We start from the raw sequence: 14,012 nt of genomic DNA on the forward strand, positions 1-14,012 counted from the left end.
CATCGACTGAATAACTTTTCTAAAAAAGTATAGTTTATCTATGCTTATTTGGTTATGGTTTTTCAGTTGATGTATAAAATAGATTAAGGGGCCATAGACAATGCTTTGTCTATGGCCCTTTGTGTATATTATTCCGATGAGTATTTACTGTAAATTGGAGTAGTATAGGAAAAACCACGAAGCAGAGGGCTAGTGTCGAATGACGCTATCTCTCTGCTTTTTTTAATTTCAGGAAAAGAGGAATAAAAATGAGTTTACTTAAAGTTGAAAGTTTATCACATAGTTTTATTGATAAAGTATTATACGAAAATGCTTCTTTTGATTTGCATAAAGGCGAGCATATGGGAATTGTTGGACAGAATGGTGCAGGGAAAAGCACATTAATGAAAATATTGGTGGGAGAAATTATTTCTGATAAGGGAGACATAAAGTGGCAACCCAATATTCAAATTGGACATCTTGATCAATACGCAGAAATTGATGAGGGTTATACCATTTCACAATATGTAAAGAGAGCCTTTTATGATTTGTATGAAATGGAAAAGAGAATGAACAAGTTATATGAAGAAAGTGCGATGACTGGAGATGAGAATCAACTACTAAAAGCAGCTGAAATGCAAGAGCAGCTTGAGGCTCGTGATTTTTATTCAGTAGACAGCGTAATAAATAAGGTGGCAGCCGGTTTAGGTATTGATGCGATTGGGATGGATCGTGTTATTGGTGAATTAAGCGGAGGGCAGCGTGCAAAGGTAATTTTAGCAAAGCTTTTATTAGAAGAGCCTACTATTTTATTACTAGATGAACCGACGAATTTTCTCGATAAGGAGCATGTGGAGTGGCTTGCTAATTATTTAATGAATTTTGAAGGAGCGTTTATTGTCGTATCACATGATTTTGATTTTCTGGAAAAGGTAACTTCTTGCATATGTGATGTAGAGTTCGGAACGGTTAAGAAGTATTACGGAAAATACTCAGATTTTGTAAGACAAAAGGAGCATTTGCGAAAAGATTATATTCGCCAATATTATGCACAGCGAAAGAAAATTGAAAAAACGGAAGAGTATATTCGTAGAAATATTGCTGGGGTGAATTCAAAAATAGCGCAAGGTCGTAGAAAACAATTGGAGCGTATGGAAAGAATTGCGCCACCAAGTTTTACTCATAAACCGTCTATTCATTTTCAGGAACTTCCCATTTCAGTTCAGACAGTTCTTGAAGTAAATAACCTTGAAGTTGGTTACGATTTCGCTCTCTTACCAAAATTGAATTTTTCAGTGATGGGTGGGCAAAAACTTGTTATTACAGGGTTCAATGGAGTAGGGAAATCTACTTTATTAAAAACAGTCGTTGGAAATATTGCTAGCATTTCTGGAGAGTTTCACTTTTCAGAGCAAATAAACATTGGATATTATGAGCAAGATTTAAATTGGAGCAATGATTCTTTAACGCCGCTTCAAATTATTTCAGAACAGTTTCCTAAACTGAATATGAAGGAAATACGCCATCATTTAGCTGCGTGTGGTGTGAAGGATACGCACGTTTCGCAAGAAATTCGTACGTTAAGTGGTGGTGAACAATCGAAGGTGAAACTGTGCGGATTATTACTATCACCTTGTAACTTCTTAATTTTAGATGAGCCGACAAATCATTTAGATGCAGAAGCGAAGGAAGCTTTGCAAAAGGCGCTAATTCAGTTTAAGGGCAGCATTATACTCGTATCTCACGAAGCAAGTTTTTATCTTGATTGGGCAGATAGCATCTTTGATATAGAGACAGGATTAGTTAAGGGGGTGTGAAACATATGAGTGAAAACAATTGGAAAACGAAAATTATATTATTTTTGACCGCTCAAACTATTTCGTTGTTCGGTTCCTCTCTCGTGCAATACGCGATTATATGGTATATCACCCTTACAACATCATCAGGAGTGATGTTGACTATTTCAACTGTTTGCGGTTTTCTACCACAAATTGCGATATCTTTGTTTGCAGGTGTTTGGGTTGATCGTTATGACCGTAAAAAGATGATTATGTTATCGGACGGGATTATAGCGATTGCGACGTTAGTTTTAGCAATTTTATTTTTAACAGGATATAAAAGTATTTGGTTACTTTTTATTGTGTTACTCATTCGTTCAGCTGGAACAGGAGTACAAACGCCAGCTGTGAATGCATTAATTCCGCAAATCGTTCCGAAAGAGTATCTGATGAAAGTAAATGGAATAAATAGCAGTATTACATCTTTAATTATGTTTCTTTCTCCAGCAGCAAGTGCGGCGATTCTTTCTATTGCCAGCATTGAAACAACATTTTTTATTGATGTTATTACAGCCATGTTTGGAATTAGTATTATGTTTGTTATTCAGGTCGAAGGACATGTGAATGTAGAGAGTAAGCAAAAATCTAATCTACAAGGAATTAAAGAAGGGTTCTCTTATTTAAAAGAAAATGTATTTATTAAAAGGCTAATCCTTTTATTGATTATCGTCATGATTTTAATAAGTCCAGCTGCTTTTTTAACGCCTTTAATGGTAACTCGTTCTTTCGGGGCCGAAATGTGGAGACTTACTGCGAGTGAGATGACCTTTAGTGCGGGTGCGGCAGCTGGTGGCGTATTGATTGCGGCGTGGGGTGGTTTTCGTAATCGTATGCATACAACAGCGCTAGCTTGTGCATTATATGGACTGCTTATGATTGGACTCGGAATAGCACCGATATTTACTATGTATTTAGTATTTAATTTTTTAATTGGTATAACAATGCCGTGCTTCAATACACCAGTTACTGTGTTATTGCAGGAGAAAGTAGAACCATCGATGCACGGGCGGATTTTTAGCCTTGTACAAATTGCGAATTCATGCGCGCTTCCTTTAGGAATAATAATATTTGGTCCATTGTCGGATATGTTTAGTGTAGAGATTTTATTAATTTATGCTGGGATATTCGTGCTATTTTGCGCAATGTATGTTGTATTAAGCAAGAGGTTTGAAGTGTAAATATTTATGATTTAGAAGGTTTGCGAAGTGATTTAAGATGCTTCGTAAACCTTTTTGTTATTAGTTTAGTCAATAATTATTTATTGTTAAACAATAAATAATTATTGACTGTTAATGTTGTTTTAGATAATATGATGTTAACGATCTAAGGAGAATTACATGAGTAGAGGAGAATGTGAAATGAAAAATAAATACGTAGTAGCTATTTCTTTAATGATTTTAGCGATTATTTCTTTAACTATACATGCTTCAAACAGTAAAATAGGAGCGGATGGATTCCTTGAAGAACCTTTCTTTTTCCTAGTACCGATAAGTTATGTATTGTTCCTTAGTGGTATTGGTGTATTACTATTTGGATTTATTACTTCAAAGCTGAAAAAGGGCAATAGATAGGAGCTACCAATAGGGACAAAACACTCACTATGAAATAGAAACATACCATATGGAAGAAAAAGAATAAGTGAGATGAATCATGATGAATCATTATTTTTATAATGGTAGACAAGTAGGAGCAGCTATTACGCTGGCTGGGGCACAAGGGACAATTCATGCTGTGAATCAGGCTATTCAAATGCAACAACAAGCATATTTTGCACAAATGATGCAAAGTCAGTATATGCCGTATTCACAACTTCCGATGCAAATTGTACATTACGATGTACATCCAGCTGGTTTATTTTCCATTCCATATGGCGGGACATACTTCTTATGAAAGAAAGCGACTGGTTAGAGTCGCTTTTTTTATATTCCGCCTAGCTTCATTCCAAGGAAGGCAAAGGCGATACCAATTATGTAAGTAGCACTTAAATATAAAAGGAAGATGTACAGTTTTTTACGATTGAGAAGCTGAACAGATTCTAATTTAAGCGTAGAAAATGTAGTGAATGCGCCCATAAATCCAGTACCTAATAATAGTTGCCAGTCTGTAGTGACTCCGTTGCCAATTATATATCCAAGTAAAAATGCCCCTGTTATATTAATAAGGAATGTAGCAATTGGAAATTGTGTTTTATTTCTTTTCTTAAACCAATTGCTAATTGCAAATCGTGTAATCGCGCCGAAAAATCCACCTGTTGCCACTAATAAAGCTTCTATCATAAGTGATCACCTTCCGTAAGATGTTTCTTAATTAAGAAATCACCTAGTGTATAGCCAAGACCAGACATAATGAGACCACCAAGTATGCTGCATGATACATATAAGAAAGCCGTATCCCATTCAGAATGATTGATTAGTTGCACAGTTTCTACACTAAATGTTGAAAACGTCGTAAAGGAACCAATGAATCCAGTCCCAATGCCTGTGATAATTTCTAATGGTAAGATGTTTCGCCGAGCGATATAGGTAGTTAGCCACGCTAATAGGAAGCAGCCGAGTAAGTTGATGAGCAATGTAGCTAGCGGAAATGAATGATTCCATGAAGTATGAATAGTAAGACCTAAATAATAGCGAGAAAGGGCTCCTAATATACCGGCTATGCCAACGATAATATAAATCAATTTCTTCACCTCTTTAAATAGCTTGCTCAAAAAAATAGACTCCTACCAGTAGTTATACTGGTAGGAGTCATTAGCTAAGCAGCAGTTATGGCGAACTCCATCGCCTCTGATTATTACATATAGTGTACTAAATATACCGTTTAATTTCTAGTGAGGAGGTGGGTGTAACTTTTCTTTTTTTGATGTTTGAAGGTTTTTTAGTAATTAAAATGAGATCGATTACTTATCAACTAAATATAGTGATATACAGTTTTAATTATGATAAAATGTTTCTTATGTGTGTCGTTTTATTTTATTTGACTGAAAATAAAGAAAAATAAATTCGCGTGAAAAGGAGTCATTTATTTGAAGAAATTTTTAAAAATCGTATTTATATGTGTTTTAGTATTAGCGGGCATTGTAGGAGGATTTCTAGCGTATATGACACTTACTAAAGAACAGCCTGCTGATGTTATAAGCTTGAAGGTGGAGAATAATAAGGAGCGCGTATTAGCGACTGGAAATGAATTTAAAGTTACAACATTTAATATTGGATATGCTGGGTTAGATAAGGATCAAGATTTCTTTATGGATGGTGGAAAGGGATCTGGTTCAAGTAGTAAAGAGCAAACGGAAATTAATTTAAAGAATATGCTTTCGTTTTTACAAAATGAGAATAGTGATTTTGCGCTATTACAAGAAGTTGATATAAAGTCACTTCGTTCATTTGATGTAAATGGACATGAATTTTTGAAAAAAGGATTACCTGATTATGTTTCGTCATTTGGCAAGAACTACGATACGAAATGGGTTCCAGTGCCAATAACAAATCCAATGGGATATGCGGAGGCTGGATTAAGTACGTTTTCTAAATACACTGTTCAAGAAGCGAAGAGGTTCCAGCTGCCTGGAATGGAGCCTTGGCCAAAGCGTTTGTTTGATTTAGATCGAGCAATTGTGGAATATAAAATTCCTGTTAATAATGGGAAACATGTTAGACTCGTAAATCTACATTTGTCTGCTTATGATGAAGGCGGGAAAATTAGAAAACAGCAAGTAGAGTATTTAAAAGAATATATGAACAAGCATTATGAAAATGGTGATTACGTAATAATGGGCGGAGATTGGAATCAATTAGTTTCGAACGCTCAATTAAGTGATCCGAAGTTTGTGAAAGAGCGTCCTGAGTGGTTAGTAGAGTTACCGAAGGATTTTACGGACGGTGGCTTTAAGTGGGCTGTAGATCCGTCTGTTATGACTGTGAGAGATGATGTAAAGAAATATGTAGAAGGTGAAAATTTCGTCACTATTATTGATGGCTTTATCGTTTCACCGAATGTAGAGATTGTAAATGTACAAGGGAAAGATTTAAAGTTTGAAAATAGCGATCATAACCCAGTGAGTGCGGTATTTAAACTGAAGTAATTGATATGTATAAGTAGAAGGTGGGGCTTCATATGGAGTGGTTAAAGAGGACTTGTTTTTCTAACCTTGAGAAAGAATCACAGAAAAATCATTTATTACTGTTTATAACGATTTGTAGTTTCTGCCTTGGGATAATCGCGATTGGGTATTATGGATATATTTTTACAGAGAGAGCAATAGCGTTTTGGATTTGTGGTATTTCTGTCGTTGCATTTGGAACGCTTTTTACTTTTATAAAAAGTATGGAATCAGCGTATAAATATATCATGACATTTATGTTGCTTACCATGTCTTACATCATGGTACAAGCTTTTAATGAAAGCCCGGCTGTATTTCAAATGGTTTATTTTACATTAGCTGTTTCACTTATTTACTTAAGTGAGCGCCTCATTTTAATTCTTGGCGGGGTAGCTGTTGTAATCACATTTATTCTTTGTAGCTATTGGCCGAAGCAATTTTTTGCTTATACAGCCTCGTCTGAAGCTGCTAATTTTGCAAGTTTGTTAGCGATTGTAACAATTGCTATGTGGGGCGTCACGAAAATCGGTTCTAATCTGCTCCTTCGTTTAAGTGATGAGAAGCAAGAAGTAATGAGAAAAGCTCAGGAGCTAGAAGAGACGCAAAGGCTTATTGAAGAAACAGTTGTGAAACTAGATAGTAATTTCAATCATTTAAGGCAAAATATGAATACGTCGATGGAATCGATGAGTGAAATTAATTTTGCCTTTGAAGAGGTAGCAGTTGGTACGCAATCACAATCAGAGATGATGTACCGTTCGGTAGAGGTATTGAATGATATGGAGGGAAATATTGAACAAATCATCTCTCAAGTAAGAACTGCATCGGCTCGTGTGGATGAAAGTTTAGACATTTCAAAAGGTAGTGTACATACTTTAAGAAATTTTGAAGCTAACATGAGAAGTTTAAATGATGTTGTTTCACAGTCTGGAATTATATTTAGAGATTTAATGATGCAATCGAAACAAATTAATGAAATTGTAGATGTAATAACGAATATTTCAAGTCAGACGAGTTTGCTAGCTTTAAATGCAAATATTGAAGCTGCGAGGGCAGGTGAGCATGGAAAAGGTTTTGCTATTGTAGCGAGTGAAGTGTTAAAGCTTGCTGAAGAATCAAATCATTCTGCGGGAAGAATTCAAGGGATTTTGAAGGAGTTTAGTAATCAAGCAAGTAAGGTAGAAGTGCAGGTAGAGAAGTCAGAAAGAGTACAAGAAGAGTGTAACGAAATGTTAGCAAGCGTTTTAACAAACGTAACTGATTTAGGGAAGTTTATTGATGCGATTAATAAAGTAATGCGAGAGGTTGTTATTCATCAAGAAAGTTTCCAAGTTAAAACGACGAATATTGTAAAGGATGTTACGCATGCTTCTAACGTAATTCAGCAAACTTCTACAGCTACAGAAGAAGTGCTAGCGAGTGTGGAAGAAGAAAAACATCGAAATGATATATCGGTGAAGACGTTACATACTGTTAGCGAGCAAGTGAAGTTACTAGAAGATATTCTAGAAAAGTAATATTTCTTGAAAAGGGCACACCATGTGTGCTCTTTTTTCATTTAAATGAATACTTGATAGTAATTTAATTGCTTTTCTGCGCGTTTTCTGCCAAGCTTAAGGAGATAAAGTGAGACTAATACCTACTGATTATTAGTTGAACCTCGCAAATAGCGGGATAAAATACTTCAAAGAAAGAATTATATAGGTGACGAATATGATTGAAGTTAAGACTTCTGAACTTAGTGATGGAGAATTTAATAGAGGTGTATTTGCAACTCGTGATATTAAAAAGGGTGAGTTGATTCACTCAGCACCAGTTATCTCTTATCCGAATGAACAGCATGAACACATTGAAAAAACGTTACTTGCTGACTACGCATTTGAGTATGGGGTAAATCATACGGCATTCCTGTTAGGATACGGCATGTTATTTAATCATGCATATAATCCGAATGCAACGTATGAAATTGTCTTCGAGAATCATACTTTTAACTTCTTCGCGTATAAGGATATAAAAGCGGGAGAAGAAATTTTAATCAATTATAATGGTGAAGTGGATGACGATGAGCTATTATGGTTTGATAAGGAAAAAGAAGAGAACGAAAAATAATTTAATGAGTATAGAAAGAGCACATTCTGTGGAATGTGCTCTTTTTTCATTGATGTAAATAAAGTAAAAAGTACAAAAAAATACCACTTTCTTTTTGTATGGTATAGTAAGATACTGAGGGATAGTGTTTTGAAAAAGTCACATATTTTACAAATTGTTGTCTTTCTGATGACATGTCAAGTTTAGTAGTCCATTTGGGTTGCTTTATTATGCAATATATATTTTAATATGAGTGGCACCTCTTATAAATTAAGAGGTTTATAGGTGTCTCGAATTGATTTTGGGTACACTGTATCCACCACTTTAGGTTCTTTCATGTACGTGGGGATATTATGGGCCCGTATAACGGGATAAAATGAATATAGAAATAGAGGAATCGTAAAATGAATATGCAAGAGGTTTATAAATATTTAAGTACGGTATTGCCTGAAGGACATGTTAAACAAGATGAAATGTTAAAGAATCATACGCATATTAAAGTTGGCGGAAAAGCAGATGTTTTCGTTGCGCCTACAAATTATGATGAAATTCAAGAAGTTATCAAATATGCGAACGAATATAATATTCCAGTTACGTTTTTAGGAAATGGATCGAATGTCATTATTAAAGATGGTGGAATTCGCGGGATTACAGTAAGTTTAATTCATATTACAGGTGTTACTGTAACAGGAACGACGATTGTAGCACAGTGTGGCGTAGCAATTATTGATGTATCACGCATTGCATTAGATCATAATTTAACGGGTCTTGAGTTTGCTTGTGGTATTCCAGGTTCAGTTGGCGGAGCATTATATATGAATGCTGGTGCATACGGCGGTGAAATTTCGTTTGTATTAACAGAAGCTGTCGTAATGACAGGTGATGGAGAGCTACGTACTTTGACGAAAGAAGCATTTGAATTTGGATATCGTAAGAGTGTATTTGCGAACAACCATTACATTATTCTTGAAGCGAGATTTGAACTTGAAGAAGGTGTACGTGAAGAAATTAAAGCAAAAATGGATGATTTAACGTTTAAGCGTGAGTCAAAACAGCCTCTAGAATACCCTTCTTGTGGTAGCGTATTTAAGCGCCCACCAAATAACTTTGCTGGTAAGTTGATTCAAGACTCAGGACTACAAGGTAAGCGAATTGGTGGAGTAGAAGTTTCTTTAAAACATGCTGGATTTATGGTGAATGTTGATAACGGAACAGCACAAGATTACATCGATTTAATTCACTTCGTACAAAAGACAGTTGAAGAGAAATTTGGCGTGAAGTTAGAGCGAGAAGTAAGGATTATTGGAGAAGATAAGGAATAACGAAATACGTATGAAGATATGAATTATTTTAAAATAATATTTGGGTATTGTTGACAATTTGTTTTCAATTCAATATAATGGCTAATAATTTAACAAATAACATACGTTGAAAGAGCCCAGTAGCAGTTTGTCACTGTTAACGAGAGAGCTAGGGGTTGCTGGAACCTAGCACAAACAAACTTGCGAATTACACTCTGGAGTATCTTAGGTAATGCTAAGCGGACTAGCAATCGATATTATTGCTAAGAGTGGTATGAGTAGCTATGCTATTTATGCAAACTGGGTGGTAACACGGTGAATAATCGTCCCTATGTCTATCGTAGACATAGGGGCTTTTTTGTTTTTAAAAAATAAAGGGGATGACAAAAGATGAATATTATTGATGAATTAGAATGGCGCGGCGCCGTTAATCAGCAGACTGACGAAGAAGGCTTACGTAAGCTAGTAGAAGAGAAAAAGATTTCACTATACTGCGGAGTTGATCCAACTGGTGATAGTATGCATATCGGACATTTGATTCCGTTTATGATGATGAAGAGATTCCAATTAGCTGGCCATCATCCTGTTATTTTAATTGGCGGGGCAACAGGAACAATTGGTGATCCGAGTGGACGACAATCAGAGCGTCAACTTCAAACGTTAGAAGTGGTTCAGCATAATGTAGATGCGTTAACAGCACAAATGAAAAAGCTATTTGATTTTGGTGGAAATAGCGAAGTGAAGATGGTAAATAACTATGATTGGACACATGAAATAAATATTATTGAGTTTTTACGTGATTACGGGAAAAACTTTAGCATCAATAGCATGTTAGCGAAGGATATTGTAGCAAGCCGCTTAGATACAGGTATTTCTTTCACAGAATTCACATATCAAATTTTGCAAGCGATGGATTTTCACCATTTATACACGAAAGAGGATGTTCAACTTCAAATTGGTGGTAGTGACCAATGGGGAAATATTACGAGTGGTTTAGATTTAATTCGTAAGTTAGAAGGTCATGAGGCTAAAGTATTCGGATTAACGATTCCGTTATTATTAAAATCGGACGGTACGAAGTTTGGTAAATCAGCAGGTGGTGCAGTTTGGCTTGATCCTGAAAAAACGACACCGTTTGAATTTTACCAGTTCTGGGTAAATACAGATGACCGTGACGTAATTAAATACTTGAAATACTTTACGTTCTTAAAGAAAGAGCGTATTGATGAATTAGCAGCGAAGGTAGAAGTCGAGCCTCATAAACGTGAAGCGCAAAAAGTGCTAGCGGAAGAAATGACGAAATTCGTTCATGGAGAAGAGGCGTTATTACAAGCTGAGAAAATTACAGCAGCGTTATTTAGCGGAGATATTAAATCGTTAACAGCTGATGAAATTGAACAAGGTTTTAAAGAAATGCCAACATTCCATTCTTCAAAAGAGACAAAAAATATTGTAGAGTGGCTAGTTGATTTAGGAATTGAACCATCCAGACGACAAGCACGCGAGGACATTAATAATGGTGCGATTTCTATGAATGGTGAGAAAGTAACAGATGTGGGTACGGATGTTACTGTAGAAAATTCATTTGATGGAAGATTTATTATTATTCGTAAAGGGAAGAAGAACTACAGCCTTGTGAAGTTAGGCGAATAGTTTGTGTGAAAGGGGTGGGAGTAGGAAGAATACTTCCACCCCTTTCATATACACAATTTGGACATAAAATAATCAGTAAATTTAGATAATTAAAAGGGTTATATTATTCTTCTGCCGAATATATAAGTTAGAGAAAATTACGGATAAAGTGAAACTTTAATCAGTGGGGGGATTGTTCCTCCCCACTGATTATTAGTTGAACCAATCGGGCTTTTACGGGCAGTTAATCTTCCGACTTCATCCCTGCATTCACTGGATTTTAAGGTGGAGGTTTTACTGCCCGTTAATGCGGGATAAAAATAGCCCGAACCATGCTGGGCATGATTCGGGCTTATATTCAGATTAGTAAGCTAAGCTGAATAGACCTTTAATATGTGATAAGTAACGAACGTTACTTGCTTCTTTCATTAATGATGCTGGTAAGCCTTTAAGTGGAGTATTGCTTGCTCCAATTGTAGCAACCGCATCTTTACGTCCTAGACTAGCAAGTGTTCCAGAGTTTACAGGTGCGAACTCTTCGAATGCTTTGCCTTCTAGTGCTGCGTATAAGTTGTATCCAATTAACTCACCCATTTGCCAAGCGATTTGTGCAGTTGGTGGGTATGGACGACCGTCTGGAGAGAAGACAACAGCGCTGTCTCCAGCAACGAATACGTCTTTGTGAGAAGTAGATTGTAGGTATGCATCAACTGTTGCACGACCACGGTTAACTTCAAGACCTGATTCACCGATTAATGGATTACCTTGTACGCCACCTGTCCAAACGAATGTGTTAGCAACAAGTTTTTGACCGTCTTTTAAGTCGATCTCATTGCCAGCAACGTTTGTTACAGGAAGACCTGTTAAGAATGTAACACCGCGTGCTTCTAGGCTAGTAGTTGCACGTTCGATTAAGTGGTCTGGTAATACTGGAAGGATTTTTGGACCTGCTTCAACAAGAAGAAGTTTAACTTCTTTTGGATTTACGCCGTGGCTTTTTGCAAGTTTAGGCATAATGTCAGCAAGCTCACCAACTAGCTCAACGCCAGTTAATCCGCCACCACCGATTACGATTGTAGCATCAGCTTCGTTTTTCGTTTTCGCGTATTCACGAATACGGTCTTCAACGTGTTTGTAGATTTTGTTTGCATCAGCAGCAGATTTTAATACCATGCTGTTTTCTTCTAGTCCTGGAATACCGAAGTAAGCAGTTTTACTTCCTAAAGCAACTACAAGTGCATCGTAAGATAAAGTAGTGCCGCCAGCTAGTTTGATTTCTTTGCTATCAACAGAGAATGACTCAACTGTTGCGATTTTAAGATCGATATCTTTGCCTTTGAAAAGCTTTGTAAGTGGCATTGCAATTGCTTGCTCAGCAACGTTACCAGCTGCAAGGCGGTGTAGTTCAGTGATGATTTGGTGTGTTGGGTATTGGTTAATCACTGTAACTTGTGCTTCTGATTTGCTGTAATATTTACGTACGTTTAAAGCGGCAAGAAGACCGCCATAACCAGCGCCTAAGATGACAATTTGTTTTGACATAGTATGATATCCCCCGTCTTTACTAATTGTTGTTATAAGTTAAATTATTTATTGTTACGTTCTGCACTAATTTGAAGATATGCGTTCACAAAGCGGAACATTTTTTGTGCTTGTGGATCTTTTAGTAATTTTAATAGACCGAATAGGCCGATAACTTCAGTACTTTCGTCAGCACGATCTTTCGCTTCGATTGCAGTTGCAGCCATGCTTTTCACTGTATCTTTTACAGGTTCTACAAGCTCTGTAATTGCACCAACAGTGTCGCTTTTTAATACTTCATCAGTAGCAACAGTTTGAGCGAAGTCATAAGACTTAGTTAAAATGTTAACAAGCTCAGTTAATTTTGGAAGCTGTTCTACTAGTGTTGTTAATGATTCTTGTACCTCAGGTTTTAACAACTGATCAAGTACATCAAGTTGTCCTTGGCTAGCAGAAATTTGTACAGTTTCTTGTTCTGGCTTTGTTTGAGTCATAGTTTCTGGCATCTCCAATTCTCCTTTACGATAGCAATACTCTTATTTTTTATAAGTAAGATAGTAAACGTTTACGAAACTTTATGCAAAGTTTCACAAAACACAATAAAATGCCTTTAAATATATGGCAGCAAACAAGCTGACATAGATCTAAAACCACATTTTCTTACCTATTGTTTATGAACTGTCCGATACATGGCTTGTCCGCATAATGGAAAAGCTCCGCTACCGGAAAGTGTATATAATATATATCCTATATTATATACTATATGCACCTATGTTAACATAAAAATGATTCCTAATTATTTGATATTGAGTGTATAACCTAGTGCTGACAAGGTATGAAAGCGTATAAAATATTTTGTTTTAGTTAGAAATGTACATATATATATAGAAAAAAAGGAAAAAACGAACAAATTCATGTTCGTTTTTTCCTTTTTTCCTATTATTCACCTTCTGCAATTAGCATCGATGTATTACCTTCTTTTTCAAGATGACATTCGCCCCAAGTACAAAGAGAGTCAAGAATTGATTCTAAAGACCAACCGTAATCAGTAAGGGAGTATTCTACTTTTGGCGGGACTTGGTTGTAGACTTTTCTTTGAATGACCCCGTCGTCCTCTAATTCGCGTAATTGCTGAGTTAACATTTTTTGTGTAATACCAGGCATTAAACGTTTTAGTTCACTCGTTCTTTTTGTGCCTTTCGTTAGATGACAAAGGATAACAACCTTCCATTTTCCACCGATAACCTCTAAAGTCGCCTCTACAGGAATATTGTATTTCTTCATATGAAACCCTCCTTTTATGAGTAAAGTAAGCTTAATAATACAAATGTTACTTTTTAGTACCTATAGCACTTTAAAGTACGTACTTTTTATCATGTTAAATATGTTTCATAATAGCACATGTGAGAAGCAAGTGAGTAGTACGGTACCAAAAAGTGACTATGTTACTTTTTAGTGCCTATCGTACTTTAAAGTGCGTTCTTCAAAAAAGGAATGAAACCATTCATAATAGCATTTGTAAGTATAAAATATATTTTTTAGAAGATAAAAGGG

Annotated in this window: 14 protein-coding genes, 1 riboswitch and 1 other annotated feature; of the genes, 9 read left to right on the top strand and 5 right to left on the bottom strand. The window is 36.0% G+C overall.

Going from position 1 to position 14,012, the window contains the following annotated elements; translation table 11 throughout:
* The first annotated feature begins 248 nt into the window (after positions 1-248).
* The 4 genes from abc-f to DN403_RS12720 all read left to right on the top strand — a co-directional run bounded on the left by abc-f (position 249) and on the right by DN403_RS12720 (position 3,707).
* Positions 249-1,796 carry a ribosomal protection-like ABC-F family protein gene (abc-f, locus tag DN403_RS12705; RefSeq protein ID WP_042596467.1) on the top strand — a complete coding sequence of 516 codons (1,548 nt, stop codon included), beginning with the start codon at positions 249-251 and terminating at the stop codon, positions 1,794-1,796.
* Positions 1,797-1,801: 5 nt separating this feature from the next.
* Positions 1,802-2,995, top strand: coding sequence for an MFS transporter (locus tag DN403_RS12710; RefSeq protein WP_001293768.1), 1,194 nt, complete (start codon positions 1,802-1,804; stop codon positions 2,993-2,995).
* A 159-nt stretch (positions 2,996-3,154) separates the two neighbouring features.
* Entirely contained in the window at positions 3,155-3,388 is a 234-nt protein-coding gene (locus DN403_RS12715) for a DUF3955 domain-containing protein (protein WP_000086300.1), read from the top strand.
* Positions 3,389-3,467: 79 nt separating this feature from the next.
* A complete protein-coding gene (locus DN403_RS12720) occupies positions 3,468-3,707 on the top strand; it encodes a DUF3947 family protein (protein ID WP_000980956.1) in 240 nt (79 codons plus the stop codon).
* Between the two features lie 29 nt (positions 3,708-3,736).
* Here DN403_RS12720 and crcB (DN403_RS12725) read toward each other — a convergent pair whose 3' ends face one another.
* Both crcB (DN403_RS12725) and crcB (DN403_RS12730) read right to left on the bottom strand, forming a co-directional pair.
* Positions 3,737-4,093: a fluoride efflux transporter CrcB gene (crcB, locus tag DN403_RS12725; protein WP_000568577.1), complete on the bottom strand. Its 357-nt coding sequence runs from the start codon at positions 4,091-4,093 to the stop codon at positions 3,737-3,739.
* Positions 4,090-4,494, bottom strand: a complete 405-nt coding sequence (gene crcB, locus DN403_RS12730; RefSeq protein ID WP_000639338.1) for a fluoride efflux transporter CrcB — start codon at positions 4,492-4,494, stop codon at positions 4,090-4,092. Before crcB (DN403_RS12730) ends, crcB (DN403_RS12725) begins: the two co-directional genes overlap by 4 nt.
* Positions 4,495-4,548: 54 nt before the next feature.
* Positions 4,549-4,608: riboswitch (Fluoride riboswitch) on the bottom strand.
* Positions 4,609-4,839: 231 nt separating this feature from the next.
* Between crcB (DN403_RS12730) and DN403_RS12735 the strand changes: the two genes are divergently transcribed.
* From DN403_RS12735 to tyrS, 5 genes are all read left to right on the top strand, one after another.
* A complete protein-coding gene (locus DN403_RS12735) occupies positions 4,840-5,898 on the top strand; it encodes an endonuclease/exonuclease/phosphatase family protein (RefSeq protein ID WP_000714043.1) in 1,059 nt (352 codons plus the stop codon).
* A gap of 32 nt (positions 5,899-5,930) precedes the next feature.
* Entirely contained in the window at positions 5,931-7,433 is a 1,503-nt protein-coding gene (locus DN403_RS12740) for a DUF4077 domain-containing protein (protein ID WP_000455073.1), read from the top strand.
* Positions 7,434-7,629: 196 nt separating this feature from the next.
* The gene (locus tag DN403_RS12745) at positions 7,630-8,025 is read left to right on the top strand and encodes an SET domain-containing protein (protein ID WP_000573651.1); all 396 of its coding nucleotides are present in this window, start codon (positions 7,630-7,632) and stop codon (positions 8,023-8,025) included.
* A 383-nt stretch (positions 8,026-8,408) separates the two neighbouring features.
* Positions 8,409-9,326, top strand: coding sequence for a UDP-N-acetylmuramate dehydrogenase (murB, locus tag DN403_RS12750; protein WP_042596460.1), 918 nt, complete (start codon positions 8,409-8,411; stop codon positions 9,324-9,326).
* A gap of 97 nt (positions 9,327-9,423) precedes the next feature.
* Positions 9,424-9,639 (top strand) — a binding site (T-box leader).
* Positions 9,640-9,695: 56 nt separating this feature from the next.
* A complete protein-coding gene (tyrS, locus tag DN403_RS12755) occupies positions 9,696-10,958 on the top strand; it encodes a tyrosine--tRNA ligase (RefSeq protein WP_001021089.1) in 1,263 nt (420 codons plus the stop codon).
* A gap of 342 nt (positions 10,959-11,300) precedes the next feature.
* Here the strand turns inward: tyrS and DN403_RS12765 are convergent, their stop codons facing one another.
* From DN403_RS12765 to DN403_RS12775, 3 genes are all read right to left on the bottom strand, one after another.
* Positions 11,301-12,479 (bottom strand): NAD(P)/FAD-dependent oxidoreductase, encoded by a 1,179-nt coding sequence (locus tag DN403_RS12765; protein ID WP_000043197.1) that lies wholly within the window; start codon positions 12,477-12,479, stop codon positions 11,301-11,303.
* A gap of 44 nt (positions 12,480-12,523) precedes the next feature.
* Positions 12,524-12,964, bottom strand: a complete 441-nt coding sequence (locus DN403_RS12770; protein WP_001115310.1) for a DUF1641 domain-containing protein — start codon at positions 12,962-12,964, stop codon at positions 12,524-12,526.
* Between the two features lie 433 nt (positions 12,965-13,397).
* Complete coding sequence (locus DN403_RS12775) at positions 13,398-13,742, bottom strand: winged helix-turn-helix transcriptional regulator (protein WP_000760473.1); 345 nt, start codon at positions 13,740-13,742, stop codon at positions 13,398-13,400.
* Between the last annotated feature and the right edge of the window lie 270 nt (positions 13,743-14,012).

Source organism: Bacillus sp. AY2-1 (assembly GCF_008368965.1).
Taxonomy (GTDB): domain Bacteria; phylum Bacillota; class Bacilli; order Bacillales; family Bacillaceae_G; genus Bacillus_A; species Bacillus_A thuringiensis_S.

What these genes read in the sequence shown, in the direction of transcription:
- DN403_RS12775 (WP_000760473.1), bottom strand. Translation starts at nt 13,742, where the DNA reads ATGAAGAAATACAATATTCCTGTAGAGGCGACTTTAGAGGTTATCGGT.
- DN403_RS12715 (WP_000086300.1), top strand. Translation starts at nt 3,155, where the DNA reads ATGAGTAGAGGAGAATGTGAAATGAAAAATAAATACGTAGTAGCTATT.
- DN403_RS12710 (WP_001293768.1), top strand. Translation starts at nt 1,802, where the DNA reads ATGAGTGAAAACAATTGGAAAACGAAAATTATATTATTTTTGACCGCT.
- crcB (WP_000568577.1), bottom strand. Translation starts at nt 4,093, where the DNA reads ATGATAGAAGCTTTATTAGTGGCAACAGGTGGATTTTTCGGCGCGATT.
- DN403_RS12720 (WP_000980956.1), top strand. Translation starts at nt 3,468, where the DNA reads ATGATGAATCATTATTTTTATAATGGTAGACAAGTAGGAGCAGCTATT.
- tyrS (WP_001021089.1), top strand. Translation starts at nt 9,696, where the DNA reads ATGAATATTATTGATGAATTAGAATGGCGCGGCGCCGTTAATCAGCAG.
- DN403_RS12770 (WP_001115310.1), bottom strand. Translation starts at nt 12,964, where the DNA reads ATGCCAGAAACTATGACTCAAACAAAGCCAGAACAAGAAACTGTACAA.
- murB (WP_042596460.1), top strand. Translation starts at nt 8,409, where the DNA reads ATGAATATGCAAGAGGTTTATAAATATTTAAGTACGGTATTGCCTGAA.
- DN403_RS12745 (WP_000573651.1), top strand. Translation starts at nt 7,630, where the DNA reads ATGATTGAAGTTAAGACTTCTGAACTTAGTGATGGAGAATTTAATAGA.
- abc-f (WP_042596467.1), top strand. Translation starts at nt 249, where the DNA reads ATGAGTTTACTTAAAGTTGAAAGTTTATCACATAGTTTTATTGATAAA.
- DN403_RS12765 (WP_000043197.1), bottom strand. Translation starts at nt 12,479, where the DNA reads ATGTCAAAACAAATTGTCATCTTAGGCGCTGGTTATGGCGGTCTTCTT.
- DN403_RS12740 (WP_000455073.1), top strand. Translation starts at nt 5,931, where the DNA reads ATGGAGTGGTTAAAGAGGACTTGTTTTTCTAACCTTGAGAAAGAATCA.